19 protein-coding genes, 2 tRNA genes and 2 other RNA genes are annotated in these 24,676 nt (G+C 54.4%); 15 read left to right on the forward strand and 8 right to left on the reverse strand.

Annotated features, from left to right (window positions below):
- The first annotated feature begins 221 nt into the window (after positions 1–221).
- The 4 genes from K7R23_RS17545 to narI are packed head-to-tail and all read left to right on the forward strand — an operon-like array spanning position 222 to position 6,881.
- Positions 222–3,965 (forward strand): nitrate reductase subunit alpha, encoded by a 3,744-nt coding sequence (locus K7R23_RS17545; protein ID WP_012906020.1) that lies wholly within the window; start codon positions 222–224, stop codon positions 3,963–3,965.
- On the forward strand, positions 3,962–5,497 hold the full coding sequence (gene narH / locus K7R23_RS17550) for a nitrate reductase subunit beta (protein ID WP_012906019.1): 1,536 nt from the start codon (positions 3,962–3,964) through the stop codon (positions 5,495–5,497). The genes K7R23_RS17545 and narH overlap by 4 nt, the downstream gene beginning before the upstream one ends.
- Entirely contained in the window at positions 5,494–6,204 is a 711-nt protein-coding gene (narJ, locus tag K7R23_RS17555) for a nitrate reductase molybdenum cofactor assembly chaperone (RefSeq protein ID WP_012906018.1), read from the forward strand. The genes narH and narJ overlap by 4 nt, the downstream gene beginning before the upstream one ends.
- The gene (narI, locus tag K7R23_RS17560) at positions 6,204–6,881 is read left to right on the forward strand and encodes a respiratory nitrate reductase subunit gamma (protein ID WP_012906017.1); all 678 of its coding nucleotides are present in this window, start codon (positions 6,204–6,206) and stop codon (positions 6,879–6,881) included. The genes narJ and narI overlap by 1 nt, the downstream gene beginning before the upstream one ends.
- 395 nt (positions 6,882–7,276) lie before the next feature.
- Here the strand turns inward: narI and K7R23_RS17565 are convergent.
- The 6 genes from K7R23_RS17565 to K7R23_RS17590 all read right to left on the reverse strand — a co-directional run bounded on the left by K7R23_RS17565 (position 7,277) and on the right by K7R23_RS17590 (position 9,341).
- A non-coding RNA gene (locus K7R23_RS17565) (RtT sRNA) lies at positions 7,277–7,407 on the reverse strand.
- Positions 7,408–7,451: 44 nt separating this feature from the next.
- Positions 7,452–7,536, reverse strand: a tRNA-Tyr gene (locus K7R23_RS17570).
- Between the two features lie 35 nt (positions 7,537–7,571).
- Positions 7,572–7,703, reverse strand: a non-coding RNA gene (locus K7R23_RS17575) — RtT sRNA.
- A gap of 43 nt (positions 7,704–7,746) precedes the next feature.
- Positions 7,747–7,831, reverse strand: a tRNA-Tyr gene (locus K7R23_RS17580).
- 157 nt (positions 7,832–7,988) lie between these two features.
- Positions 7,989–8,831, reverse strand: coding sequence for a formyltetrahydrofolate deformylase (purU, locus tag K7R23_RS17585; RefSeq protein WP_012906016.1), 843 nt, complete (start codon positions 8,829–8,831; stop codon positions 7,989–7,991).
- A 51-nt stretch (positions 8,832–8,882) separates the two neighbouring features.
- A complete protein-coding gene (locus K7R23_RS17590) occupies positions 8,883–9,341 on the reverse strand; it encodes a YchJ family protein (protein WP_012906015.1) in 459 nt (152 codons plus the stop codon).
- 111 nt (positions 9,342–9,452) lie between these two features.
- Between K7R23_RS17590 and rssA the strand changes: the two genes are divergently transcribed.
- The 3 genes from rssA to galU all read left to right on the forward strand — a co-directional run bounded on the left by rssA (position 9,453) and on the right by galU (position 12,575).
- Positions 9,453–10,361, forward strand: coding sequence for a patatin-like phospholipase RssA (gene rssA / locus K7R23_RS17595; protein ID WP_024132693.1), 909 nt, complete (start codon positions 9,453–9,455; stop codon positions 10,359–10,361).
- 91 nt (positions 10,362–10,452) lie between these two features.
- On the forward strand, positions 10,453–11,466 hold the full coding sequence (rssB, locus tag K7R23_RS17600) for a two-component system response regulator RssB (RefSeq protein ID WP_012906013.1): 1,014 nt from the start codon (positions 10,453–10,455) through the stop codon (positions 11,464–11,466).
- Positions 11,467–11,666: 200 nt separating this feature from the next.
- Entirely contained in the window at positions 11,667–12,575 is a 909-nt protein-coding gene (gene galU / locus K7R23_RS17605; protein ID WP_012906012.1) for a UTP--glucose-1-phosphate uridylyltransferase GalU, read from the forward strand.
- Positions 12,576–12,719: 144 nt separating this feature from the next.
- On the opposite strand, the gene hns is transcribed toward galU, so the two are convergent.
- Positions 12,720–13,133, reverse strand: coding sequence for a histone-like nucleoid-structuring protein H-NS (hns, locus tag K7R23_RS17610; protein WP_012906011.1), 414 nt, complete (start codon positions 13,131–13,133; stop codon positions 12,720–12,722).
- Positions 13,134–13,451: 318 nt separating this feature from the next.
- On the opposite strand from hns, the gene K7R23_RS17615 reads away from it, so the two are divergent.
- Together K7R23_RS17615 and tdk are read left to right on the forward strand one after the other, a co-directional pair.
- On the forward strand, positions 13,452–13,658 hold the full coding sequence (locus tag K7R23_RS17615) for a hypothetical protein (RefSeq protein ID WP_148222084.1): 207 nt from the start codon (positions 13,452–13,454) through the stop codon (positions 13,656–13,658).
- Positions 13,659–13,735: 77 nt separating this feature from the next.
- The gene (tdk, locus tag K7R23_RS17620; RefSeq protein ID WP_012906009.1) at positions 13,736–14,362 is read left to right on the forward strand and encodes a thymidine kinase; all 627 of its coding nucleotides are present in this window, start codon (positions 13,736–13,738) and stop codon (positions 14,360–14,362) included.
- Between the two features lie 127 nt (positions 14,363–14,489).
- Here tdk and adhE read toward each other — a convergent pair whose 3' ends face one another.
- The gene (gene adhE / locus K7R23_RS17625; protein WP_012906008.1) at positions 14,490–17,165 is read right to left on the reverse strand and encodes a bifunctional acetaldehyde-CoA/alcohol dehydrogenase; all 2,676 of its coding nucleotides are present in this window, start codon (positions 17,163–17,165) and stop codon (positions 14,490–14,492) included.
- Positions 17,166–17,640: 475 nt separating this feature from the next.
- On the opposite strand from adhE, the gene K7R23_RS17630 reads away from it, so the two are divergent.
- The 6 genes from K7R23_RS17630 to oppF all read left to right on the forward strand — a co-directional run bounded on the left by K7R23_RS17630 (position 17,641) and on the right by oppF (position 24,667).
- Positions 17,641–18,288, forward strand: a complete 648-nt coding sequence (locus K7R23_RS17630) for a YchE family NAAT transporter (RefSeq protein ID WP_012906007.1) — start codon at positions 17,641–17,643, stop codon at positions 18,286–18,288.
- 760 nt (positions 18,289–19,048) lie between these two features.
- A complete protein-coding gene (gene oppA / locus K7R23_RS17635) occupies positions 19,049–20,677 on the forward strand; it encodes an oligopeptide ABC transporter substrate-binding protein OppA (protein ID WP_012906005.1) in 1,629 nt (542 codons plus the stop codon).
- A 120-nt stretch (positions 20,678–20,797) separates the two neighbouring features.
- Entirely contained in the window at positions 20,798–21,718 is a 921-nt protein-coding gene (gene oppB, locus K7R23_RS17640) for an oligopeptide ABC transporter permease OppB (protein WP_012906004.1), read from the forward strand.
- Between the two features lie 14 nt (positions 21,719–21,732).
- The gene (gene oppC / locus K7R23_RS17645; RefSeq protein WP_012906003.1) at positions 21,733–22,641 is read left to right on the forward strand and encodes an oligopeptide ABC transporter permease OppC; all 909 of its coding nucleotides are present in this window, start codon (positions 21,733–21,735) and stop codon (positions 22,639–22,641) included.
- A gap of 11 nt (positions 22,642–22,652) precedes the next feature.
- Positions 22,653–23,666, forward strand: a complete 1,014-nt coding sequence (gene oppD / locus K7R23_RS17650) for an ABC transporter ATP-binding protein (RefSeq protein WP_012906002.1) — start codon at positions 22,653–22,655, stop codon at positions 23,664–23,666.
- Positions 23,663–24,667: a murein tripeptide/oligopeptide ABC transporter ATP binding protein OppF gene (gene oppF / locus K7R23_RS17655; RefSeq protein ID WP_012906001.1), complete on the forward strand. Its 1,005-nt coding sequence runs from the start codon at positions 23,663–23,665 to the stop codon at positions 24,665–24,667. Before oppD ends, oppF begins: the two co-directional genes overlap by 4 nt.
- Positions 24,668–24,676 lie beyond the last annotated feature (9 nt).

Here is a 24,676-nt window from a genome sequence, read left to right on the forward strand (position 1 = left end):
ATTTATGGAATGCGCGTGTTAAAATAACAATAATAAAAACAGAAGGTTATATGGATTTATTGAATTACCCCAAAGGGGTATAACAAAATTCTCCCCCTGTTTTCATCCCGGTCTGCCTTGATCGTTATCAATTCCCATGCCCTTTCAGCGCGTTACCTTCGCTGCCAGTCAAGCAATGTCGATTTATCAGAGAGCCGTCAGGCTCCAACAGGAGAGAACCGATGAGTAAATTCCTGGACCGGTTTCGCTACTTCAAGCAGAAGGGCGAAACCTTTGCCGATGGGCACGGCCAGCTTCTCGAAACCAACCGGGACTGGGAGGATGGATATCGCCAGCGCTGGCAGCATGATAAAGTTGTGCGCTCAACGCACGGCGTAAACTGCACCGGCTCCTGCAGCTGGAAAATCTACGTCAAAAACGGTCTGGTGACCTGGGAAACCCAGCAGACCGACTACCCGCGTACCCGCCCCGACATGCCTAATCACGAACCGCGCGGCTGCCCGCGCGGCGCGAGCTACTCCTGGTATCTCTACAGCGCTAACCGACTGAAATACCCGCTGATGCGTAAACGCCTGATGAAGATGTGGCGCGATGCGAAGAAACTGCACAGCGATCCGGTTGACGCCTGGGCTTCCATTATCGAAGACGCCGACAAAGCGAAAAGCTTTAAGCAGGCGCGTGGCCGCGGCGGTTTTGTCCGCTCCTCCTGGCAGGAAGTGAACGAGCTGATTGCCGCCTCTAACGTCTATACCATCAAAACCTACGGTCCGGACCGCGTCGCGGGCTTTTCGCCTATCCCGGCGATGTCGATGGTCTCTTACGCCTCCGGCGCGCGCTATCTGTCGCTGATTGGCGGTACCTGCCTGAGCTTCTACGACTGGTACTGCGACCTGCCACCAGCCTCCCCGCAAACCTGGGGCGAGCAGACCGACGTGCCGGAGTCTGCCGACTGGTACAACTCCAGCTACATTATCGCCTGGGGCTCCAACGTGCCGCAGACCCGTACTCCGGATGCCCACTTCTTCACCGAAGTGCGCTACAAAGGCACCAAAACCGTTGCGGTTACCCCGGACTACGCTGAAATCGCCAAGCTGTGCGATCTGTGGCTGGCGCCGAAGCAGGGCACCGATGCGGCAATGGCGCTGGCGATGGGCCACGTTATGCTGCGCGAGTTCCATCTCGACAACCCGAGCCAGTACTTTACCGACTATGTGCGTCGTTATACCGACATGCCGATGCTGGTGATGCTGGAAGAGCGTGACGGCTACTACGCCGCAGGCCGTATGCTGCGCGCCGCCGATCTCGTTGATGCGCTGGGACAGGAAAATAACCCGCAGTGGAAAACCGTCGCCATGAACAGCAACGGCGACATGGTGGCGCCGAACGGTTCTATCGGCTTCCGTTGGGGCGAGAAGGGCAAATGGAACCTCGAACAGCGTGACGGGACATCCGGCGAGGAGACCGAGCTGCAACTGAGCCTGCTGGGCAGCCAGGACGAGATAGCTGAAGTCGGCTTCCCGTACTTCGGCGGTGAAGGCACTGAGCACTTTAATAAAGTCGAACTGGAAAACGTCCTGCTGCACAAACTGCCGGCCAAACGCCTGCAGCTGGCGGACGGTTCTTCGGCGCTGGTGACCACCGTTTACGACCTGACGATGGCCAACTATGGTCTGGAGCGTGGCCTGAACGACGCCAACTGCGCAACCAGCTATGACGACATTAAAGCGTATACCCCGGCGTGGGCCGAGCAGATCACCGGCGTACCGCGCGCGCAGATCGTGCGTATCGCCCGTGAATTTGCCGATAACGCTGATAAAACCCACGGACGATCCATGATCATCGTTGGCGCCGGTCTGAACCACTGGTATCACCTTGATATGAACTACCGCGGCCTGATCAACATGCTGGTGTTCTGCGGCTGTATCGGGCAGAGCGGCGGCGGCTGGGCGCACTACGTCGGTCAGGAAAAACTGCGTCCGCAGACCGGCTGGCAGCCGCTGGCGTTCGCCCTTGACTGGCAGCGTCCGGCGCGTCATATGAACAGCACCTCTTACTTCTACAACCACTCCAGCCAGTGGCGTTATGAGACGGTCACCGCCCAGGAGCTGCTGTCGCCGCTGGCGGACAAATCCCGCTACAGCGGTCATCTGATCGACTTCAACGTGCGCGCTGAACGCATGGGCTGGCTGCCGTCGGCACCGCAGTTAGGCACCAACCCGCTGACCCTCGCTGAAAAAGCGAAAAAAGCGGGCATGACGCCGGTCGACTACACCGTTAAAGCGTTGAAAGAGGGTTCTCTGCGCTTTGCGGCGGAGCAGCCGGAAAACGGTAAAAACCATCCGCGTAACCTGTTTATCTGGCGCTCCAACCTGCTGGGTTCTTCCGGTAAAGGCCATGAGTACATGCTGAAGTATCTGCTGGGCACCGAACACGGTATTCAGGGTAAAGATCTCGGTCAGCAGGGCGGCGTGAAGCCGGAAGAGGTGGAATGGCGGGATAACGGTCTTGACGGCAAGCTGGATCTGGTGGTGACGCTGGACTTCCGTCTGTCGAGCACCTGCCTGTACTCTGATATCGTGCTGCCGACCGCCACCTGGTATGAGAAAGACGATATGAATACCTCGGATATGCATCCGTTTATTCATCCGCTTTCCGCCGCCGTCGACCCGGCCTGGGAGTCGAAAAGCGACTGGGAAATCTACAAAGGCATCGCGAAGAAATTCTCTGAGGTGTGCGTCGGCCATCTCGGCCAGGAAACGGACGTCGTCACGCTGCCGATCCAGCACGACTCCGCCGCCGAACTGGCGCAGCCGCTGGATGTGAAAGACTGGAAAAAAGGCGAATGCGATCTGATCCCTGGCGTTACCGCGCCGCACATCATGACCGTAGAGCGTGACTATCCGGCGATGTACGAGCGTTTTACTTCTATCGGCCCGCTGATGGAGAAAATCGGCAACGGCGGTAAAGGCATCGCCTGGAATACCCAGAGCGAAATGGATCTGCTGCGTAAGCTCAATTACACCAAGGCCGACGGCCCGGCGAAAGGCCAGCCGATGCTTAATACCGCCATTGACGCGGCGGAGATGATCCTGACGTTAGCGCCGGAAACCAACGGCCAGGTGGCGGTGAAAGCCTGGGCGGCGCTCAGCGAGTTTACCGGTCGCGACCATACCCATCTGGCGCGTAATAAAGAAGAGGAGAAGATCCGCTTCCGCGATATCCAGGCGCAGCCGCGTAAGATCATCTCCAGCCCGACCTGGTCAGGCCTTGAAGACGAGCATGTCTCTTATAACGCTGGCTACACCAACGTTCATGAACTGATCCCGTGGCGTACGCTCTCGGGCCGTCAGTCGCTGTATCAGGATCACCAGTGGATGCGCGACTTTGGCGAAAGCCTGCTGGTTTACCGTCCGCCTATCGACACCCGTTCGGTAAAAGCGGTCATCGGCGAGAAGTCCAACGGCAACCCGGAAAAAGCGCTCAACTTCCTGACGCCGCACCAGAAGTGGGGTATCCACTCCACTTACAGCGACAACCTGCTGATGCTGACCCTGTCGCGCGGCGGTCCGATTGTCTGGATGAGTGAAACCGACGCCAAAGAGCTGGGCATTGAAGATAACGACTGGATCGAAGTGTTTAACAGCAACGGCGCGCTGACCGCCCGCGCGGTGGTGAGCCAGCGCGTACCGGCCGGGATGACCATGATGTACCACGCGCAGGAACGTATCGTGAACCTGCCGGGATCGGAAATTACCCAACAGCGCGGCGGGATCCATAACTCGGTCACCCGTATTACGCCGAAACCGACCCATATGATCGGCGGCTATGCGCAACTGGCCTACGGCTTTAACTACTATGGCACCGTCGGTTCTAACCGCGATGAGTTTGTGGTGGTTCGTAAGATGAAGAACATTCACTGGTTGGATGGCGAAGACAATGACCAGGTACAGGAGAGCGTAAAATGAAAATTCGTTCACAAGTCGGCATGGTGCTGAATCTCGATAAGTGCATCGGCTGCCACACCTGTTCAGTGACCTGTAAAAACGTCTGGACCAGCCGTGAAGGCATGGAGTACGCCTGGTTCAATAACGTGGAAAGCAAGCCGGGCGTCGGTTTCCCGAACGACTGGGAAAACCAGGAGAAGTGGAAGGGCGGCTGGATACGTAAAATCAACGGCAAGCTGCAGCCGCGCATGGGCAGCCGCGTGATGCTGCTCGGTAAAATCTTCGCTAACCCGCATCTGCCGGGCATTGATGATTATTATGAGCCGTTTGACTACGACTACCAGAACCTGCACAACGCGCCGGAAAGCAAACACCAGCCGATCGCCCGTCCGCGCTCGCTGATCACCGGCAAGCGTATGGACAAGATCACCAGCGGCCCGAACTGGGAAGAGATTCTCGGTGGTGAATTCGAAAAACGCGCCAAAGATCAGAACTTTGAGAACATGCAGAAGGCGATGTACGGTCAGTTCGAAAACACCTTCATGATGTATCTGCCGCGTCTGTGCGAGCACTGCCTGAACCCGGCGTGCGTGGCGACCTGTCCGAGCGGCGCGATCTACAAGCGCGAAGAAGACGGCATTGTGCTGATCGACCAGGACAAGTGCCGCGGCTGGCGGATGTGCATCACCGGCTGTCCGTACAAGAAGATCTACTTCAACTGGAAGAGCGGTAAATCGGAGAAGTGCATCTTCTGCTATCCGCGTATCGAGGCCGGTCAGCCGACCGTCTGCTCCGAAACCTGTGTCGGCCGTATTCGCTACCTCGGCGTACTGCTGTACGACGCGGACGCGATTGAAAATGCCGCCAGCACGGAAAATGAGAAAGACCTGTATCAGCGTCAGCTGGACGTGTTCCTCGATCCGAACGATCCGGCGGTGATCGAGCAGGCGCTGAAAGACGGCGTGCCGCAGAGCGTGATTGACGCCGCGCAGCAGTCGCCGGTGTACAAAATGGCGATGGACTGGAAGCTGGCGCTGCCGCTGCATCCGGAATACCGTACCCTGCCAATGGTCTGGTACGTGCCGCCGCTGTCGCCGATTCAGTCTGCCGCTGACGCCGGTGAGCTGGGCAGCAACGGTATTCTGCCGGACGTGGAAAGCCTGCGTATTCCGGTTCAGTATCTGGCGAACCTGCTGACGGCGGGCGATACCCAGCCGGTGCTGCTGGCGCTGAAGCGTATGTTGGCGATGCGTCACTACAAACGCGCGGAAACCGTTGACGGTAAAGTCGATACCCGCGCGCTGGAAGAGGTGGGGCTGAGTGAAGCGCAGGCCCAGGAGATGTACCGCTATCTGGCGATCGCCAACTACGAAGATCGTTTCGTGGTGCCGAGCAGCCATCGTGAACTGGCGCGTGACGCGTTCCCGGAGAAAAGCGGCTGTGGCTTTACCTTCGGCGACGGCTGCCACGGTTCTGACAGCAAGTTCAACCTGTTCAACAGTCGCCGCATTGACGCCGTCGATGTGACCAGTAAAACGGAGTCGCACCAATGATCGAACTCGTCATTGTTTCGCGTCTGCTTGAGTACCCGGATGCTGCCCTGTGGCAGCATCAGCAGGAACTCTATGAGGCGCTCGCGTCAGCAGAAAACCTTGATAAAGAGGATGCGCACCGGCTCAGCGTCTTCCTGCGCGATCTGACCGCGCAGGATATGCTGGATGTTCAGGCCCGCTATAGCGAACTGTTTGACCGTGGCCGGGCGACCTCGCTGCTGCTGTTCGAACACGTTCACGGCGAATCCCGCGATCGCGGCCAGGCAATGGTTGATCTGATGGCGCAGTATGAGCAGCACGGGCTCCAGCTTGACAGCCGCGAGCTGCCGGATCATCTGCCGCTCTATCTGGAGTACCTGGCGCAGTTGCCGAAACGCGAGGCGCTGGGCGGTTTACAGGATATCGCGCCGATTCTGGCGCTGCTGAGCGCGCGTCTGCAACAGCGCGAAAGCCGTTATGCGGTGCTGTTCGATCTGCTGCTGAAGCTGGCGAACACCACTATCGACAGTGACAAAGTCGCTGAAAAAATAGCGGATGAAGCGCGCGACGACACGCCGCAGGCGCTTGATGCGGTCTGGGAAGAGGAGCAGGTGAAATTCTTTGCCGATCGGGGCTGCAATGATTCTGAAATCGCTGCTCACCAGCGTCGTTTTGCCGGCGCCGTGGCGCCGCAGTATCTGAATATCACCACCGGAGGACAGCAATAATGCACTTCCTGAATATGTTCTTCTTTGATATCTACCCGTACATCGCCGGGTCGGTCTTTCTGATTGGTAGCTGGCTGCGTTATGACTACGGTCAGTACACGTGGCGCGCGGCATCCAGCCAGATGCTGGATCGCAAGGGGATGAATATGGCCTCGAACCTGTTCCACTTCGGGATTCTGGGGATCTTTGCCGGCCATTTCCTCGGGATGCTGACGCCGCACTGGATGTATGAAGCCTGGCTGCCTATTGACGTTAAGCAGAAGATGGCGATGATCGGCGGCGGCGCAGCTGGCCTGATGACTCTGGTTGGCGGCGTATTGCTGCTGAAGCGCCGTTTGTTCAGCCCGCGCGTACGCGCAACCACCACCGGTGCGGATATACTAATCCTCTCGCTGCTGGTGATTCAGTGCGCGCTGGGGCTGCTGACTATCCCGTTCTCCGCCCAGCATATGGACGGCAGCGAGATGATGAAGCTGGTCGGCTGGGCGCAGTCGGTCGTGACCTTCCACGGCGGCGCATCGGCGCACCTGGACGGCGTGGCGTTTATTTTCCGCCTGCACCTGGTGCTCGGAATGACGCTGTTCCTGCTGTTCCCGTTCTCGCGTCTGGTACATATCTGGAGCGCGCCGGTAGAGTATCTGACGCGTAAATACCAGCTGGTGCGCGCGCGTCACTGATTTCGCATTTGCAAAACGCTAACCCTGCTCCGGCAGGGTTTTTTGTTTGTAGTGTTAGTGTCGGATGGCTACCTGCGTGCGGCCTGTAGGCCTGATAAGCGTAGCGCCATCAGGCGGTAAATTTGTCGGATGGCGGCTGCGCCTTATCCGACCTACGTGTGGCCCGGCTGATGGCTCTGAGGGGGCTGTAGGCCTGATAAGCGTAGCGCCATCAGGCGGTAAAATTTGTCGGATGGCGGCAGCGCCTTATCCGACCTACGTGTAGTCTGGTTGATGGCGCTCTGCGTGCGGTCTGTAGGCCTGATAAGCGTAGCGCCATCAGGCATTGGTCGAAGCTTCTCATCCTTCCCCATCAGAGGCTCAACGAGACTAAAGAGAATGATTTTGACTAAGAATGGTGGTGGGGGAAGGATTACTCGGCGCGTTGCGCCTCGCCCTTCGGGTCGTTGCCTGCGGCAACGCTTTCTCGCTGCGCTCGAATCGAACCTTGGTCGAAGCTTCTCATCCTTCCCCTCAGTGGCTGAACGAGACTAAAGAGAAAGATTTAAGTTAAGTGACTATATAAAAGAATGGTGGTGGGGGAAGGATTCGAACCTTCGAAGTCTGTGACGGCAGATTTACAGTCTGCTCCCTTTGGCCGCTCGGGAACCCCACCACGGGGTAGATAAATTTTGAGGTACAACGTGATGATGGTGGTGGGGGAAGGATTATTCGTCGCTTCGCTCCTCACCCTTCGGGCCGTTGCCGTTGGCAACGTTCTCTCGCTTTCGCTCGAGTCGAACCTTAATCGAAGGTTCTCACCCTTCCCGACAAGTGAAAAAATCAACATTGCCTGTCGGTGTAACTACATTGCTGTAGTGAATAATGGTGGTGGGGGAAGGATTCGAACCTTCGAAGTCGATGACGGCAGATTTACAGTCTGCTCCCTTTGGCCGCTCGGGAACCCCACCACGGGGTAATGCTATTACTGGCCTGCTTCCTTTCGGGAAGCGGGGCGCATCATATCAAATGACGCGCCGCTGTAAAGCATTCCGGTGAGAAAAATTAACTGGTTGCCTGATTTTTACCCATGAAGCTGGAAAGCTAACCAACGCATTTCTCAGGCGATTAAAGAATAATCGTCCGGTTGCCGTAAACAAACACGCGCTGGGCCAGCACCTGATACAACGCGCGGCTCAGAACGTTCTTTTCAACGTCGCGCCCGGCGCGCATCATATCTTCTGCGGTATAGGTGTGATCGACATGAATCACGTCCTGCATGATGATTGGCCCTTCGTCCAGATTATCGTTAACGTAGTGCGCGGTCGCGCCGATGATCTTCACGCCGCGCTCATAGGCCTGATGATACGGACGCGCGCCGATAAAGGCCGGTAAGAACGAATGGTGAATATTAATGATTTTGTTCGGGAAACGCGCGACAAATTCCGGGGTCAGCACCCGCATATATTTCGCCAACACCACGTAGTCCGGCTGGTGCGCCTCAATCGCTTCCGCCATCTGCCTGTCGTGCTCTTCGCGGGTTAATCCTTCATGGCTGACCAGTTCAAAGGGGATCTCAAAACGTTCCACCAGAGAACGCAGGGTTTCGTGGTTGCCGATGACCGCGCAAATGTCCACATCCAGACCTCCGTAATTGGCCTTCATCAGCAGATCGCCCAGGCAGTGCGCTTCTTTGGTCACCAGAATCACCACGCGACGACGCCCGGCCGGATTGAGTTCGCGGATGGAACCTTCCGGTAAGGCGCTGTCCAGATCGGCTAACAGCGTGGCGTCGTTGAAGATCCCCTCCAGCTCGGTGCGCATAAAAAAACGCCCGGTGCGGTGGTCTACGAACTCATTATTCTGCACAATATTCAGTTCGTGCTTATAGCAAATATTGGTAATACGCGCGATAAGGCCCTTCTGGTCCGGGCAAATAGTACGCAGCACTTTTCGTTGTAATGAATGCATTTGCAGCGGTAATCCTGTTGAGAATGTTTGCATAAAGGGTACTGTCAGCCGTTACTGACCGCAGCACTTTTTGAATTTTTTGCCTGACCCGCACGGACAGGCATCGTTTCGACCAAACTGCGGGCGTGTGCCGTCAATATAGTACCACTCACCGTTTTCTTTTATAAAACGTGAGCGTTCAATGATAGCACCCGTTTTGCCGTGTTCGCGATAACGGGCGACAAAGCTGACATAACCAGTTTTGTCATCTTCGGACCTGATGTGTTCAAATAGCGTTAAGCCGAGCCATTCGGTACTGGCGAATCCGGCGACGATGTCATCGCGAAATGCCGCGGCCTGGCAGGCCGGGTGCCAGGTTCTGATAAGATAATCTGCGTCTTTCATCACAAAAGCGCAGTAACGAGAACGCATGAGGTGTGACGGATCGGGTGCAACTTGCTCGCCAGACACATATCGATGGCAACATAGGCTATACTCGACAGCACTACCACAGGGACAAAGCTGAGTCACGAATAATCTCCCTGATAAAAAAACGGCGAATAAAAAAGTCCGGGTAGCGCTATGTTAACTGAGCAATGGAGTTGTTGCTACGCTCGTAATCCAGGGGAAGTTTGTAGGTCAATGAGAAAAATGAAAATAGGTCTGGCGCTGGGTTCTGGTGCAGCGCGAGGCTGGTCGCATATTGGTGTCATCAAGGCCCTGAAGCAGATGGGTATTGATATTGACATCGTCGCAGGGTGTTCAATCGGTTCGTTAGTCGGCGCGGCGTACGCCTGTAATAAACTGCCAGCGCTTGAAGAGTGGGTCTGTTCATTCAGCTACTGGGATGTTTTGCGCCTGATGGATCTCTCATGGCGAAGGGGCGGATTGTTGCGCGGCGAACGCGTATTCAACCAGTACCGCCACATCATGCCGGTGGAAAACATTGAACAATGTTCCCGTCGTTTTGCAACCGTGGCCACTAATCTTAGCACCGGACGCGAATTATGGTTTACGGAAGGCGATCTGCACCTCGCGGTGCGCGCATCCTGTAGTATTCCTGGTCTGATGTCTCCGGTCGCGCATAATGGCTACTGGCTGGTTGACGGCGGCGTGGTCAATCCGGTTCCCATTTCGCTTACCCGCGCGATGGGGGCGGATATTGTCATTGCCGTCGATCTGCAACACGACGCCCATCTTATGCAGCAGGATTTGCTTTCGCCCACGATACAAGGTGAAAGTGCAGAGAACGAGAGTGAAGGGGGATCGTGGCGCGTGCGGTTAAAAGAGCGGCTGGGTAATATTACTGCCCGTCGCGTTGTCTCCGCGCCGACGGCAATGGAAATCATGACGACATCCATCCAGGTGCTGGAAAATCGACTTAAGCGTAATCGTATGGCCGGCGATCCGCCTGACATACTGATACAACCGTTCTGTCCGCAAATATCTACGCTGGATTTTCATCGTGCCCATGCCGCTATTGAAGCAGGGCAGCTTGCGGTTGAAAAAAAGATGGACGAACTTTTACCTCTGGTGCGTGCAGACGTTTGACGTGCCTTTTTATCTACACTTAAGCAAATTCTGACAGGCAGGTACGGCAATCCCATGCCACTATTGATTAAAGCCAGTCAGGGGAGAGAACATGACGCAGCCATTGCTCGGGAAACAGATTCTTATTGTTGAGGATGAGCCGGTATTTCGCTCGCTTCTGGATTCCTGGTTTTCCTCTTTGGGAGCGACAACGGCACTGGCAACTGATGGGGTAGATGCGCTGGCGCGCTTTGACGATTTTACCCCCGATCTGATGATCTGCGATCTTGCTATGCCGCGAATGAACGGTCTCAAACTGGTAGAAAATTTACGCAATCGTGGTGACCAGACGCCGATTCTGGTTATCTCGGCGACAGATAATATGGCGGACATCGCCAAAGCATTACGGCTGGGGGTGGATGACGTCCTGCTAAAGCCGGTAAAAGATCTCAATCGCCTGCGGGAAACCGTGTTTGCCTGTCTGTATCCGAACATGTTCAATTCACGGGTCGAGGAAGAGGAACGGCTGTTCCGCGACTGGGATGCGATGGTGGGCAACCCGGCGGCGGCCAGAAAATTGCTTCAGGAGCTTCAGCCGCCGGTTCAACAGGTCATTTCCCGCTGTCGGATTAATTACCGGCAGCTGGTCTCGGCGGATAAACCGGGGCTGGTTCTGGATATTGCTCCGCTGTCTGAAAACGATCTGGCGTTTTATTGTCTCGACGTCACGCGGGCAGGGGACAATGGCGTGCTGGCGGCATTATTGCTGCGGGCGTTATTTAACGGTCTGCTCCAGGAGCAGCTCGCTCATCAGAATCAGCGGTTGCCGGAACTGGGCGCCGTATTGAAACAGGTCAACCACCTTCTTCGCCAGGCAAATTTACCCGGACAGTTTCCTCTGCTGGTAGGCTATTATCATAATGGGGTTAACAATCTGATTCTGGTTTCTGCCGGACTTAACGTAACATTAAATACCGGGTCGCATAATGTCCAAATCAGTAATGGCGTTCCGCTGGGGACGTTAGGTAATACTTATCTCAACCAAATTAGTCAGCGCTGCGAATCGTGGCAATGTCAAATTTGGGGCGCAGGCGGACGGTTACGTCTTATGTTGTCTGCGGAATGAGCAATTGGCAAGGCGGAGACAATTTGCTTTACCCGCCTTCCTTAGGTGGTGTTACTATCTGCGCCAGTTTTATACGTATTAGTCTTAATTATCCGCACACGCATCCTTTTCAGACCTGAGGCTTGTAACAGTCCTGATATACTTGATGCGGTACAGATTGATGAACACGTTCAATACATGAACAGTCCAGGAGAATTTAAATGGCTGCCATTAACTCGAAAGTCAAAAAAGCCGTTATCCCGGTAGCGGGATTAGGAACCAGGATGTTGCCGGCAACAAAAGCTATCCCGAAAGAGATGTTGCCACTGGTTGATAAGCCATTAATTCAGTATGTGGTTAACGAATGTATTGCTGCGGGCATCACTGAAATTGTGCTGGTGACGCACTCCTCGAAGAATTCTATCGAAAACCATTTTGATACCAGCTTTGAACTGGAAGCGATGCTTGAAAAACGCGTTAAGCGCCAGCTGCTCGAAGAAGTACAGTCTATTTGTCCGCCGCACGTCACTATTATGCAGGTGCGCCAGGGGCTGGCGAAAGGTCTGGGCCACGCAGTATTGTGCGCGCATCCTGTGGTAGGCAATGAACCTGTCGCGGTTATTTTGCCGGACGTTATTCTCGATGAGTATGAATCAGATTTATCCCAGGATAACCTTGCGGAAATGATTCGTCGTTTTGATGAAACCGGACACAGCCAGATTATGGTTGAACCGGTAGACGATGTTACCGCTTACGGCGTAGTTGACTGTAAAGGCGTTGAATTAGCGCCGGGCGAAAGCGTGCCGATGGTTGGCGTGGTCGAGAAGCCGAAAGCGGACGTCGCGCCGTCTAATCTGGCCATTGTCGGACGTTACGTCCTCGGCGCTGATATCTGGGCGCTGCTGGCGAAAACCCCTCCAGGAGCTGGCGATGAGATTCAGCTTACCGACGCGATCGACATGCTGATCGAAAAGGAAACCGTCGAAGCCTATCATATGAAAGGCAAAAGCCATGACTGCGGTAATAAATTAGGCTACATGCAGGCATTTGTAGAATATGGCATTCGACATAATACCCTCGGCACAGAATTTAAGGCCTGGCTCGAAGAAGAAGTGGGTATTAAACGGTAACAAGACGTTATAATTATTACGATGAATCGGCGCCGTCTTACGGCGCCGATTTTTTTACCCCTCATTTTACTCTTCAGCGGCCGTAACGGAGGTGGGGCAAAAAAATCCCGCGCGAGGCGGGATTTCTTGCAGGCTGTTTGCTGATTATTCCTTGATCAGGAAATCTTCCAGCTGTTTACCTTGCTCTTCCATTGCTTTTTTGATTACAGCCGGTGTACGACCCTGGCCAGTCCAGGTTTTCGTTTCGCCGTTTTCATCAACGTAGCTATATTTAGCCGGACGTGCTGCGCGTTTAGCTTTGGTGCCAGATTTAACCGCTGCCATGCTATTCAGCAGTTCATTCGGATCAATACCGTCAGCAATCAGCATTTCACGATATTGTTGCAGTTTACGAGTGCGTTCTTCAACTTCAGCCGCTGCCGCGCTTTCTTCTTCACGACGCTCGTTAACAACAACTTCTAATTTTTCCAGCATTTCTTCCAGCGTTTCAAGGGTGCATTCTCTTGCCTGCGCACGAAGAGTACGGATGTTGTTCAGAATTTTAAGTGCTTCGCTCATTGTAGTAATCTCAAACTTATATTGGGGTGGTTTGTTGAGCTAATAATAGAGCGTTAAATTCAGATGTGCAATAGCCAGCAATGTAAGGAATTCAAAATTGCGCTTTATTTTTTAGCGCCAATAAATATCCGAACTTAAATTTTTCTTGAAGGAACGCACAGAAAAGGGCTTATTGGTAGAACGGTTACTCCTTTTATCCCCCTTAAACTTCCTGATTCAGCTCACATTTCTCAGGGGTAAATATCTCCCTCCTGGTAGTGTTTTCAACCTTTTGTATTAGATTCCCCGGACGGTATGGTCTATTACATCGGAAGAGTTATGAACAACAGTAACAATAAGTACAGGGTTTCCATTTTGCCTGCGTCGATAAGCCTTGTTGATGAATATGGCAGAACAGACTTCGCAAAAAATGAGATTAGTCGCGCATTGTTTGCACAGTTGTTAATTGATTTTTCCCTTTCATTGCTGTTAGAGACGTTACCCGATGGGGAAGTCGGCGCGAGGCATAAAGCGCGCTGGCGTTGAACCAGGCGCAGTCGGCGGCAGAAATTATGGTACACTCCGTCCCGTCTTTATTTCACCTTGGTGAGGGTCTGTGGCCGATGGCGCAGCTATATTTCTACTACTCAGCAATGAATGCAGGTAAGTCGACCGCCTTACTGCAATCTTCTTACAATTATCAGGAGCGCGGGATGCGCACCGTCGTATATACGGCGGAAATAGATGACCGCTACGGCGCGGGAAAAGTGAGTTCACGTATAGGACTGTCATCACCCGCCAAATTATTTAACCAGGATTCATCTTTGTATGCTGAGATCGCCGCCGATAACGCGGCCCAGCCAATACACTGCGTGCTGGTGGACGAATGTCAGTTTTTAACCCGCCAACAGGTCTATGAATTATCTGAGGTTGTTGATCAACTGGATATACCGGTGCTGTGCTACGGTTTGCGCACCGACTTTCGCGGAGAGCTGTTTGTCGGTAGCCAGTATCTGCTGGCCTGGTCAGATAAGCTGGTTGAATTAAAAACCATCTGCTTCTGCGGACGTAAAGCGAGTATGGTACTGCGTCTCGACCAGTCAGGCAGACCCTATAACGAAGGCGAACAGGTGGTTATAGGCGGCAACGAGCGCTACGTTTCGGTATGCCGTAAGCATTATAAGGAAGCGCTGGAGGAGGGATCTCTGACGGCGATACAGGAACGTCATCGTCACGATCGATCCTGCTGAGGATCGCCGGAGAGTGGCTTAAAATCTTCTCTCCGGCCTGTTCCGGCGGCGGCAGACACGCTCAGATACAAAAAAGCGGCCTCTCAGGAGGCCGCTTTTGTTATGCGTTTACAGCAGGAGATTGAGATTAAGCGGATTTTTTCGCTTTTTTCTCTGCCTTAGGCGCAACCACTGCTTCATTTTTCGCAGCAGCGCCTTCGCTGTATTCACGTCCGTAGTAAGTATCCAGCAGGATCTGCTTCAGCTCGGAGATCAGCGGGTAGCGCGGGTTGGCGCCGGTGCACTGGTCATCGAAAGCATCTTCAGACAGCTTGTCAACGTGGGCCAGGAAGTCCGCTTCCTGCACGCCTGCTTCACGGATGGACTTCGGAATACCCAGCTCCGCTTTCAGGCTTTCCAGCCACGCCAGCAGCTTCTCAATCTTCGCTGCGGTGCGGTCGCCCGGCGCGCTCAGACCCAGATGGTCGGCAATCTCCGCGTAGCGACGGCGCGCCTGCGGACGGTCGTACTGGCTGAATGCCGTCTGCTTGGTCGGGTTGTCGTTGGCGTTGTAGCGGATCACGTTGCTGATCAGCAGGGCGTTCGCCAGGCCGTGCGGAATGTGGAACTGCGAGCCCAGCTTGTGCGCCATCGAGTGGCAGACGCCGAGGAAGGCGTTGGCAAACGCGATACCGGCGATGGTGGCGGCGCTGTGCACGCGCTCACGGGCTACCGGGTTTTTCGCCCCTTCGTTGTAGGAGGCCGGCAGATTTTCTTTCAGCAGTTTCAGCGCCTGCAGCGCCTGGCCGTCAGAGAACTCGGAGGCCAGTACGGAAACGTAGGCTTCCAGCGCGTGGGTGACCGCATCCAGACCACCGAACGCACACAGCGACTTCGGCATGTCCATCACGAGGTTGGCGTCAACAATCGCCATATCCGGCGTCAGCGCATAGTCTGCCAGCGGGTATTTCTGCCCGGTCGCATCGTCGGTGACCACCGCAAACGGCGTGACTTCGGAGCCGGTGCCGGAGGTGGTGGTGACGGCGATCATCTTCGCTTTCACGCCCATTTTCGGGAACTTGTAGATACGCTTACGGATATCCATAAAGCGCAGCGCCAGCTCCTCGAAGTGGGTTTCCGGATGTTCGTACATCACCCACATGATTTTCGCGGCGTCCATCGGGGAACCGCCGCCCAGCGCGATGATCACGTCCGGTTTGAAGGAGTTTGCCAGCTCAGCGCCCTTACGCACCACGGAAAGGGTCGGGTCGGCTTCCACTTCAAAGAACACTTCAGTTTCAACGCCGGCCGCTTTCAGCACGGAGGTGATCTGGTCAGCGTAACCGTTGTTGAACAGGAAACGGTCGGTCACAATGAGCGCACGTTTGTGGCCGTCGGTAATCACTTCGTCCAGCGCGACAGGCAGGGAGCCGCGGCGGAAGTAGATGGATTTCGGAAGTTTGTGCCACAACATGTTTTCAGCTCGCTTAGCAACGGTTTTCTTGTTGATCAGGTGCTTCGGACCGACGTTTTCAGAGATGGAGTTACCGCCCCAGGAGCCGCAACCCAGCGTCAGGGAAGGGGCCAGCTTGAAGTTGTAGAGGTCACCGATACCGCCCTGGGAAGCCGGGGTGTTGATCAGGATACGCGCGGTTTTCATCATCTGACCGAAGTAAGCGACGCGCTCCGGCTGGTTGTCCTGGTCGGTGTACAGGCAGGAGGTATGGCCGATACCGCCCATCGCCACCAGCTTCTCTGCTTTGCCGACCGCGTCCTCGAAATCTTTCGCGCGGTACATCGCCAGCGTCGGGGAGAGTTTTTCGTGAGCAAACGGCTCGCTGTCATCAACAACGGTGACTTCGCCAATCAGGATTTTGGTGTTTTCCGGCACGGAGAAGCCCGCCAGTTCAGCGATTTTATACGCCGGCTGACCCACGATAGCGGCGTTCAGCGCGCCATTTTTCAGGATAACGTCCTGAACGGCTTTCAGCTCGCTGCCCTGCAGCAGGTAGCCGCCGTGGCTGGCGAAACGTTCGCGAACGGCGTCGTATACGGAATCCACTACCACAACGGACTGTTCAGATGCGCAGATAACGCCGTTATCGAAGGTTTTGGACATCAGTACGGACGCGACGGCACGCTTGATATCGGCAGTTTCGTCGATAACCACCGGGGTGTTGCCTGCGCCCACGCCAATCGCCGGTTTACCGGAGCTGTAGGCTGCTTTCACCATGCCCGGACCGCCTGTCGCGAGGATCAGGTTGATATCCGGGTGATGCATCAGGGCGTTGGAGAGCTCAACGGACGGTTGATCGATCCAGCCAATCAGATCTTTCGGCGCGCCGGCAGCGATAGCCGCCTGCAGTACGATGTCAGCCGCTTTGTTGGTGGCGTCTTTAGCACGTGGGTGCGGAGAGAAGATGATGGCGTTACGGGTCTTCAGGCTGATCAGCGATTTGAAGATAGCCGTGGAGGTCGGGTTAGTGGTCGGAACGATACCGCAGATGATACCGATCGGTTCAGCAATAGTGATGGTCCCGAAGGTGTCGTCCTCGGACAGCACGCCGCAGGTCTTTTCATCTTTATAAGCGTTATAGATGTATTCGGAAGCAAAGTGGTTTTTGATCACTTTATCTTCAACGATACCCATGCCGGATTCGGCAACGGCCATCTTAGCGAGGGGGATGCGGGCATCTGCAGCGGCCAGAGCAGCGGCGCGGAAGATTTTATCGACCTGTTCTTGAGTGAAACTGGCATATTCACGCTGGGCTTTTTTTACGCGCTCGACGAGTGCGTTAAGTTCAGCGACATTAGTAACAGCCATAATGCTCTCCTGATAATGTTAAACTTTTTTAGTAAATCATCTGCTCGATACGTGAGTATAGACAGAGGGCGAAAGTTTGTATAACAGCCGAAAAATCAAAAGGTTACTTAACGTCCCGTTCGCTCTGATTTACTAAAAGAGCTTATACATTTATGCCAGTTAACTCTGACGTGTTACTTCCAGGTGGCGTAAGCAAGATTACTCACTTCTGAGTACTGATTGCGTGATCCAGATCAAAATTCCGCAAAGCTGACACCTTTCAGCAAGCCATTTTAGCGCGAAACGTTAAGTGTTGAATAATTGTAGTGGTGAATGAGGTGTAAATTAGCATAATTAAAACATATTGATAACAGCCTGAGAAGAGGATGATTTTGCGTTAAGCAGGTGAAAAATACTGTGAAAAGGCGTATCTTCAGCACGGTTTTACCCGTTAATTATCGATCAACTTTATCCGGCTAACGCTGCGGAGCTAACCGTGATTCAAACGCTGTTTGACTTTCCTGTTTATTTTAAGTTTTTCATAGGGTTATTTGCGTTAGTTAACCCGGTCGGGATTATTCCCGTCTTTATCAGTCTCACCAGTTACCAGACGGCGGCGGCGCGCAATAAAACTAACCTTACCGCTAACCTCTCCGTGGCCATTATTTTATGGACCTCGTTGTTTCTGGGCGACGGCATACTCCAGCTGTTCGGCATTTCAATCGATTCGTTCAGAATTGCCGGCGGCATCCTGGTGGTGACTATCGCCATGTCGATGATCAGCGGCAAGCTCGGCGAAGATAAACAGAACAAACAGGAGAAGTCAGAGACAGCGATACGTGAAAGCGTTGGCGTGGTACCGCTGGCACTGCCGTTAATGGCCGGGCCGGGGGCGATCAGTTCGACTATCGTCTGGGGAACCCGCTATCACAGCCTGATGTATCTGGTCGGCTTTTTTATCGCCATTGCGCTTTTTGCCCTCTGTTGTTGGGGGCTGTTTCGCATGGCGCCGTGGCTGGTTCGTGTTCTCGGGCAGACGGGGATTAACGTTATTACCCGTATCATGGGGCTATTGCTGATGGCGTTAGGTATTGAATTTATCGTGACCGGCATTAAAGCGATATTTCCCGGCCTGTTAAGTTAACCCCTTTCATATGAAACAAAAGCGGAGCCTTAGCGCTCCGTTTTATTTTGCGCGTTGTCAATATTTTTACGTTTTAAGCGCGTTGCCACTCAGCGAAAGAAAATTCCGCAGAGGTGCGTGGCTTAATTCTATTTTTTTATCAGTAAGTTAAATTTTTCTCCTCCCTCTGTTTCCCCTTCTGCATGTTAATTTGTTCACATCATAATCCGGGACTTGAAGCCAGATTATTGAAATGATATTAGTTATTTCAATAATCTCTCAGAGGAATGTGCTAATTAATAATCAATTGTTAATTTTTTGTGTAATCTGAATCGTCCGGTGCCGCCCGGCGCGCGCTGCAGGGCTGATATCCATTAATCTTATGAATAATAAAGGGTTAGAGAAAACGTCGCGTTTTCAGGCATCGTCCGCAGGGGCATTTTTTTTCGCTAAAAGAGAATTGCTTAACAAATCTGTAAATTGTATTGGCAGATAAGAATGGCATTTGTTACTTTCCAGGACAATGTTTCGCAGCAGATTGCTCGTTATTGAGAATGAATATCAACCTGGCCGCGTAACCCATATTGGCGCGTCTCTGACAGGGGAGGCGTGCGAAGAATCGACGTAAGGCGATCGAACGAATCGTCGTAATAAATAAAGTCGGTGATAGCAGGCAGTAACAGCACCTGACAGCAGTCCCTCCGGCGCTGTGCAGGGATCCTTAACAGGATTAACAGGCTGGTAATCGAACCAGTAATTATAATGAGGGAGTACAAACACAATGACCACCACGAAAAAAAGTTTAGTCGCCGCAGGCATTTTCTCAGCGTTAATCGCCGGTAATGCGGCAATGGCAGCGGATGTTCCCGCAGGCGTTCAGCTGGCGGAAAAGCAGACGCTGGTGCGTAATAACGGCTCGGAAGTGCAATCCCTCGACCCGCATAAAATTGAAGGGGTGCCGGAATCAAACGTCAGCCGCGATCTATTTGAAGGATTATTAGTCAGTGACGTGGAGGGTAAGCCGTCTCCGGGCGTCGCGGAAAAATGGGAAAACAACGATTTTAAGGTCTGGACTTTCCATCTGCGTAAAGACGCAAAATGGTCCGACGGTTCCCCCGTTACCGCGCAGGATTTTGTCTACAGCTGGCAGCGTCTGGCTAATCCGAATACCGCCTCGCCGTATGCCAGCTATCTGCAATATGGCCATATCGTCAATATTGACGATATTGTGGCCGGTAAAAAGCCGGTCACCGAACTGGGCGTGAAAGCCGTCGACGACCATACCTTTGAAGTGACGCTGAGCGAGCCGGTTCCCTATTTCTATAAACTGCTGGTGCATCCATCCGTTTCGCCAGTACCGAAAGCAGTGGTTGAAAAATTCGGCGATAAATGGACGCAGCCTGCCAATATCATCAGCAACGGCGCCTATAAGCTGAAAGACTGGGTGGTTAACGAACGTATCGTCCTTGAGCGTAACCCTCAGTACTGGGATAACGCGAAAACCGTGATTAACCATGTGACCTATCTGCCGATCTCCTCCGAAGTGACCGACGTTAACCGCTACCGTAGCGGCGAAATCGACATGACCTATAACAACATGCCGATTGAACTGTTCCAGAAGCTGAAGAAAGAGATCCCGGATGAGGTTCACGTCGACCCTTATCTCTGCACCTATTATTACGAAATTAATAACCAGAAAGCGCCGTTTAACGATGTGCGCGTGCGTACCGCGCTGAAGCTCGCGCTGGATCGCGACATCATCGTCAATAAAGTGAAAAATCAGGGCGACCTGCCGGCCTATAGCTTTACCCCGCCTTACACCGACGGGGCGAAACTGGTCGAGCCGGAATGGTTTGGCTGGACGCAGGAAAAGCGCAATGAAGAGGCGAAAAAACTGCTGGCCGAGGCCGGTTACACCGCAGATAAGCCGCTGACCTTCAACCTGCTGTACAACACCTCCGATCTGCACAAGAAGCTGGCCATTGCGGCTTCCTCAATCTGGAAGAAAAATTTAGGCGTCAACGTGAAGCTGGAGAACCAGGAGTGGAAAACCTTCCTGGATACGCGCCATCAGGGGAACTTTGATGTCGCCCGCGCGGCATGGTGCGCAGATTATAACGAACCGACTTCGTTCCTGAACATGGTGCTGTCCGACAGTTCAAACAATACGACGTTCTATAAGAGCCCGACATTTGACGGCATTATTGCTGATACCTTAAAGGCGAAAGATGAGGCGCAGCGATCCGAGCTGTACGCTAAAGCTGAGCAGCAGCTTGATAAAGATTCGGCGATCGTGCCGGTGTATTACTACGTGAATGCCCGTCTGGTGAAACCGTGGGTTGGCGGTTACACCGGTAAGGATCCGATGGATAATATCTACGTTAAGAACTTGTATATTATCAAGCATTAATGGCAAAGAGCGGGGCAGCGTGCGTTGCCCCGCAGTGTCTTTTTTTCGTCGATTAGCCACACCTCGCGTCAGACGCACTGCGTGGTGAGGCATAAAGGCACACGCCAGAAGGTACGGGCAATGTTGAAATTTATTTTACGCCGCTGTCTGGAAGCGATTCCGACGCTGTTTATTCTTATTACCATTTCGTTTTTTATGATGCGTCTGGCGCCGGGAAGTCCTTTCACCGGCGAACGCGCGTTACCGCCAGAGGTGCTGGCGAATATCGAAGCGAAATACCATCTGAACGACCCGATCATGACTCAGTACTTCAGCTATCTGAAGCAGCTGGCGCACGGCGATTTCGGGCCCTCTTTTAAGTACAAAGATTACACCGTTAACGACCTGGTGGCCTCGAGCTTTCCGGTTTCTGCGAAGCTGGGTGCGGCCGCCTTCCTGCTGGCGGTGATCCTCGGCGTAAGCGCCGGAGTGATTGCCGCGCTGAAGCAAAATACGCGCTGGGATTATACGGTGATGGGGATAGCGATGACCGGAGTGGTGATACCCAGCTTCGTGGTCGCCCCTCTGCTGGTGATGATATTCGCCATCACTCTGCAATGGCTGCCCGGCGGCGGCTGGAACGGCGGGGCGCTGAAATTTATGATCCTGCCAATGGTCGCCTTATCGCTGGCCTATATCGCCAGCATCGCCCGTATTACCCGCGGTTCGATGATCGAAGTGCTGCACTCCAATTTCATCCGCACCGCGCGGGCGAAGGGGCTGCCGATGCGGCGGATCATCTTTCGCCACGCGCTGAAGCCCGCGCTGCTGCCGGTGCTTTCGTATATGGGACCGGCATTTGTCGGGATTATCACCGGTTCAATGGTCATTGAAACGATTTATGGCCTGCCCGGCATCGGGCAGCTGTTTGTCAACGGCGCGCTGAACCGCGATTACTCGCTGGTGCTGAGCCTGACGATTCTGGTCGGGACATTGACTATCGTTTTCAACGCGATCGTTGATGTGCTGTATGCCGTAATCGACCCGAAAATTCGTTACTGATACTGGAGCTCGCGATGATGTTAAGTAAGAAAAACAGCGAGGCGCTGGAAAATTTCAGTGACAAGCTGGAGGTCGAAGGGCGCAGCCTGTGGCAGGACGCCCGGCGCCGTTTTATGCATAACCGCGCGGCGGTCGCCAGTCTGATTGTGCTGGCGATAATTGCCCTGTTTGTGACGCTGGCGCCGATGCTGTCGCAGTTTACCTATTTCGATACCGACTGGGGGATGATGTCCAGCGCGCCGGACGTCGAATCAGGGCACTATTTTGGCACCGACTCGTCCGGACGCGACCTGCTGGTGCGCGTGGCGATTGGCGGGCGGATTTCGCTGATGGTTGGGATCGCCGCGGCGCTGGTCGCGGTGGTGGTCGGGACGTTGTATGGCTCGCTGTCGGGCTACCTGGGCGGCAAAATCGACTCGGTGATGATGCGCCTGCTGGAGATCCTCAACTCGTTCCCGTTTATGTTTTTCGTCATTCTGCTGGTGACCTTTTTCGGGCAAAACATCCTGCTGATCTTTGTCGCCATCGGCATGGTCTCCTGGCTGGATATGGCGCGTATCGTACGCGGGCAGACGTTAAGCCTGAAGCGGAAAGAGTTTATCGAAGCGGCGCAGGTCGGCGGCGTCTCCACCGCCAGTATTGTTACTCGCCATATCGTGCCTAACGTGCTGGGCGTGGTGGTGGTTTACGCTTCGTTGCTGGTGCCCAGCATGATCCTGTTTGAGTCCTTCCTGAGCTTCCTTGGCCTCGGGACTCAGGAACCGCTGAGCAGCTGGGGGGCGTTACTGAGCGATGGCGCGAACTCCATGGAGGTGTCGCCGTGGCTTTTGCTGTTCCCGGCGGGGTTCCTGGTGGTGACCCTGTTCTGTTTTAACTTTATTGGCGACGGCCTGCGTGATGCCCTCGACCCGAAAGACCGTTAAGGAGTGCAGCCATGAGCGTAATTGAAACCGCAGCCGCGCCGCTGGCGCAGCAAAGGGCTAACGCACTGCTGGATGTAAAAGATCTTCGCGTGACCTTCAGTACCCCGGATGGCGATGTCACCACCGTCAACGACCTGAACTTTACGCTGCGTGCCGGGGAAACCTTAGGCATTGTCGGTGAGTCCGGTTCAGGCAAATCGCAGACCGCCTTTGCGCTGATGGGGCTGTTGGCGGCAAATGGCCGGACCGGCGGTTCGGCGGTCTTTAACGGCCGCGAAATCCTCAATTTGCCGGAGCGCGAACTGAACAGGCTACGCGCCGAGCAAATGTCGATGATTTTCCAGGACCCGATGACGTCGCTGAACCCGTATATGCGCGTTGGCGAGCAGCTGATGGAGGTGCTGATCCTGCATAAAGGCATGAGCAAGGCCGAGGCGTTCGAGGAGTCCGTGCGTATGCTTGATGCGGTCAAAATGCCTGAAGCGCGCAAGCGTATGAAAATGTTCCCGCATGAATTTTCCGGCGGGATGCGTCAGCGCGTGATGATTGCGATGGCGCTGCTGTGTCGGCCAAAACTGCTGATTGCCGATGAACCGACGACAGCGCTGGACGTGACCGTGCAGGCGCAAATCATGACCTTGCTCAACGAGCTGAAGCGGGAATTTAATACCGCCATCATTATGATTACTCACGATCTTGGCGTCGTCGCGGGGATTTGCGACAAAGTTCTGGTGATGTATGCGGGGCGGACGATGGAGTACGGTAACGCACGCGATGTCTTTTATCGCCCGGTTCATCCCTATTCGATTGGTCTGCTGGGCGCGGTGCCGCGCCTCGATGCCGAAGGGGAAGAGATGCTGACTATTCCGGGTAACCCGCCGAACCTGCTGCGTTTACCGCAAGGCTGCCCGTTTCAGCCGCGCTGTCCCTGGGCGATGGAGGTATGCAGCAGCACGCCGCCGCTGGAGGAGTTCAGTCCGGGGCGGCTGCGCGCCTGCTTTAAACCGGTGGAGGATCTGGTATGAATGCTGTAGATGAGAAACGTAAAGTCCTCCTTGAAATTGCCGATCTGAAGGTGCATTTCGATATCAAAGATGGCAGGCAGTGGTTCTGGCAGCCCTCAAAAACGCTGAAGGCGGTCGATGGCGTGACGCTGCGTCTGTATGAAGGGGAAACGCTGGGGGTGGTTGGCGAGTCCGGCTGCGGCAAATCGACCTTCGCCAGGGCGATCATCGGACTGGTCAGGGCGACCGCCGGGCGCGTCGCGTGGCTGGGCAAAGATTTGCTGGGAATGAGTCCGGAACAGTGGCGCGAAGTCCGCAGCGACATTCAGATGATTTTCCAGGATCCGCTGGCCTCGCTGAACCCGCGGATGACCATCGGCGACATTATCGCAGAGCCGCTGCGGACCTATCATCCAAAGCTGTCGCGCCAGGAAGTGCGCGATCGGGTAAAAGCGATGATGCTGAAGGTGGGCCTGTTGCCGAATCTGATTAACCGTTATCCGCATGAGTTCTCCGGCGGCCAGTGTCAGCGCATCGGCATTGCCCGGGCGCTGATTCTTGAGCCGAAGCTTATCATTTGCGATGAGCCGGTTTCGGCGCTGGACGTCTCTATCCAGGCGCAAGTGGTCAACCTGTTGCGGCAAATCCAGCGGGAGATGGGGCTGTCGCTGATCTTCATCGCCCATGATCTGGCGGTGGTGAAACATATCTCCGACCGCGTGCTGGTGATGTATCTGGGGCACGCGGTGGAGCTGGGCACCTATGACGAGGTGTATCATAACCCGCTACATCCCTACACCAAAGCGCTGATGTCTGCGGTGCCAATCCCCGATCCCGATCTGGAAAAGAATAAGACCATTCAGCTTCTGGAAGGGGAGTTGCCGTCGCCCATCAATCCGCCTTCAGGCTGCGTATTTCGCACCCGCTGTCCGATAGCCGGACCGGAATGCGCGCAAACGCGGCCGGTGCTTGAGGGCAGTTTCCGCCATGCCGTTTCCTGCCTCAAAGTAGACCCGTTATAATCGCAAGGG

This window comes from Citrobacter rodentium NBRC 105723 = DSM 16636 (assembly GCF_021278985.1).
GTDB classification, from domain to species: Bacteria; Pseudomonadota; Gammaproteobacteria; order Enterobacterales; family Enterobacteriaceae; genus Citrobacter_A; species Citrobacter_A rodentium.

Coding starts and splice junctions, on each gene's coding strand:
- narI (WP_012906017.1), top strand. CDS start 6,204: ATGCACTTCCTGAATATGTTCTTCTTTGATATCTACCCGTACATCGCC.
- tdk (WP_012906009.1), top strand. CDS start 13,736: ATGGCGCAGCTATATTTCTACTACTCAGCAATGAATGCAGGTAAGTCG.
- galU (WP_012906012.1), top strand. CDS start 11,667: ATGGCTGCCATTAACTCGAAAGTCAAAAAAGCCGTTATCCCGGTAGCG.
- oppC (WP_012906003.1), top strand. CDS start 21,733: ATGATGTTAAGTAAGAAAAACAGCGAGGCGCTGGAAAATTTCAGTGAC.
- rssA (WP_024132693.1), top strand. CDS start 9,453: ATGAGAAAAATGAAAATAGGTCTGGCGCTGGGTTCTGGTGCAGCGCGA.
- narH (WP_012906019.1), top strand. CDS start 3,962: ATGAAAATTCGTTCACAAGTCGGCATGGTGCTGAATCTCGATAAGTGC.
- K7R23_RS17615 (WP_148222084.1), top strand. CDS start 13,452: ATGAACAACAGTAACAATAAGTACAGGGTTTCCATTTTGCCTGCGTCG.
- purU (WP_012906016.1), bottom strand. CDS start 8,831: ATGCATTCATTACAACGAAAAGTGCTGCGTACTATTTGCCCGGACCAG.
- narJ (WP_012906018.1), top strand. CDS start 5,494: ATGATCGAACTCGTCATTGTTTCGCGTCTGCTTGAGTACCCGGATGCT.
- oppB (WP_012906004.1), top strand. CDS start 20,798: ATGTTGAAATTTATTTTACGCCGCTGTCTGGAAGCGATTCCGACGCTG.
- rssB (WP_012906013.1), top strand. CDS start 10,453: ATGACGCAGCCATTGCTCGGGAAACAGATTCTTATTGTTGAGGATGAG.
- adhE (WP_012906008.1), bottom strand. CDS start 17,165: ATGGCTGTTACTAATGTCGCTGAACTTAACGCACTCGTCGAGCGCGTA.
- oppF (WP_012906001.1), top strand. CDS start 23,663: ATGAATGCTGTAGATGAGAAACGTAAAGTCCTCCTTGAAATTGCCGAT.
- hns (WP_012906011.1), bottom strand. CDS start 13,133: ATGAGCGAAGCACTTAAAATTCTGAACAACATCCGTACTCTTCGTGCG.
- oppA (WP_012906005.1), top strand. CDS start 19,049: ATGACCACCACGAAAAAAAGTTTAGTCGCCGCAGGCATTTTCTCAGCG.
- oppD (WP_012906002.1), top strand. CDS start 22,653: ATGAGCGTAATTGAAACCGCAGCCGCGCCGCTGGCGCAGCAAAGGGCT.
- K7R23_RS17545 (WP_012906020.1), top strand. CDS start 222: ATGAGTAAATTCCTGGACCGGTTTCGCTACTTCAAGCAGAAGGGCGAA.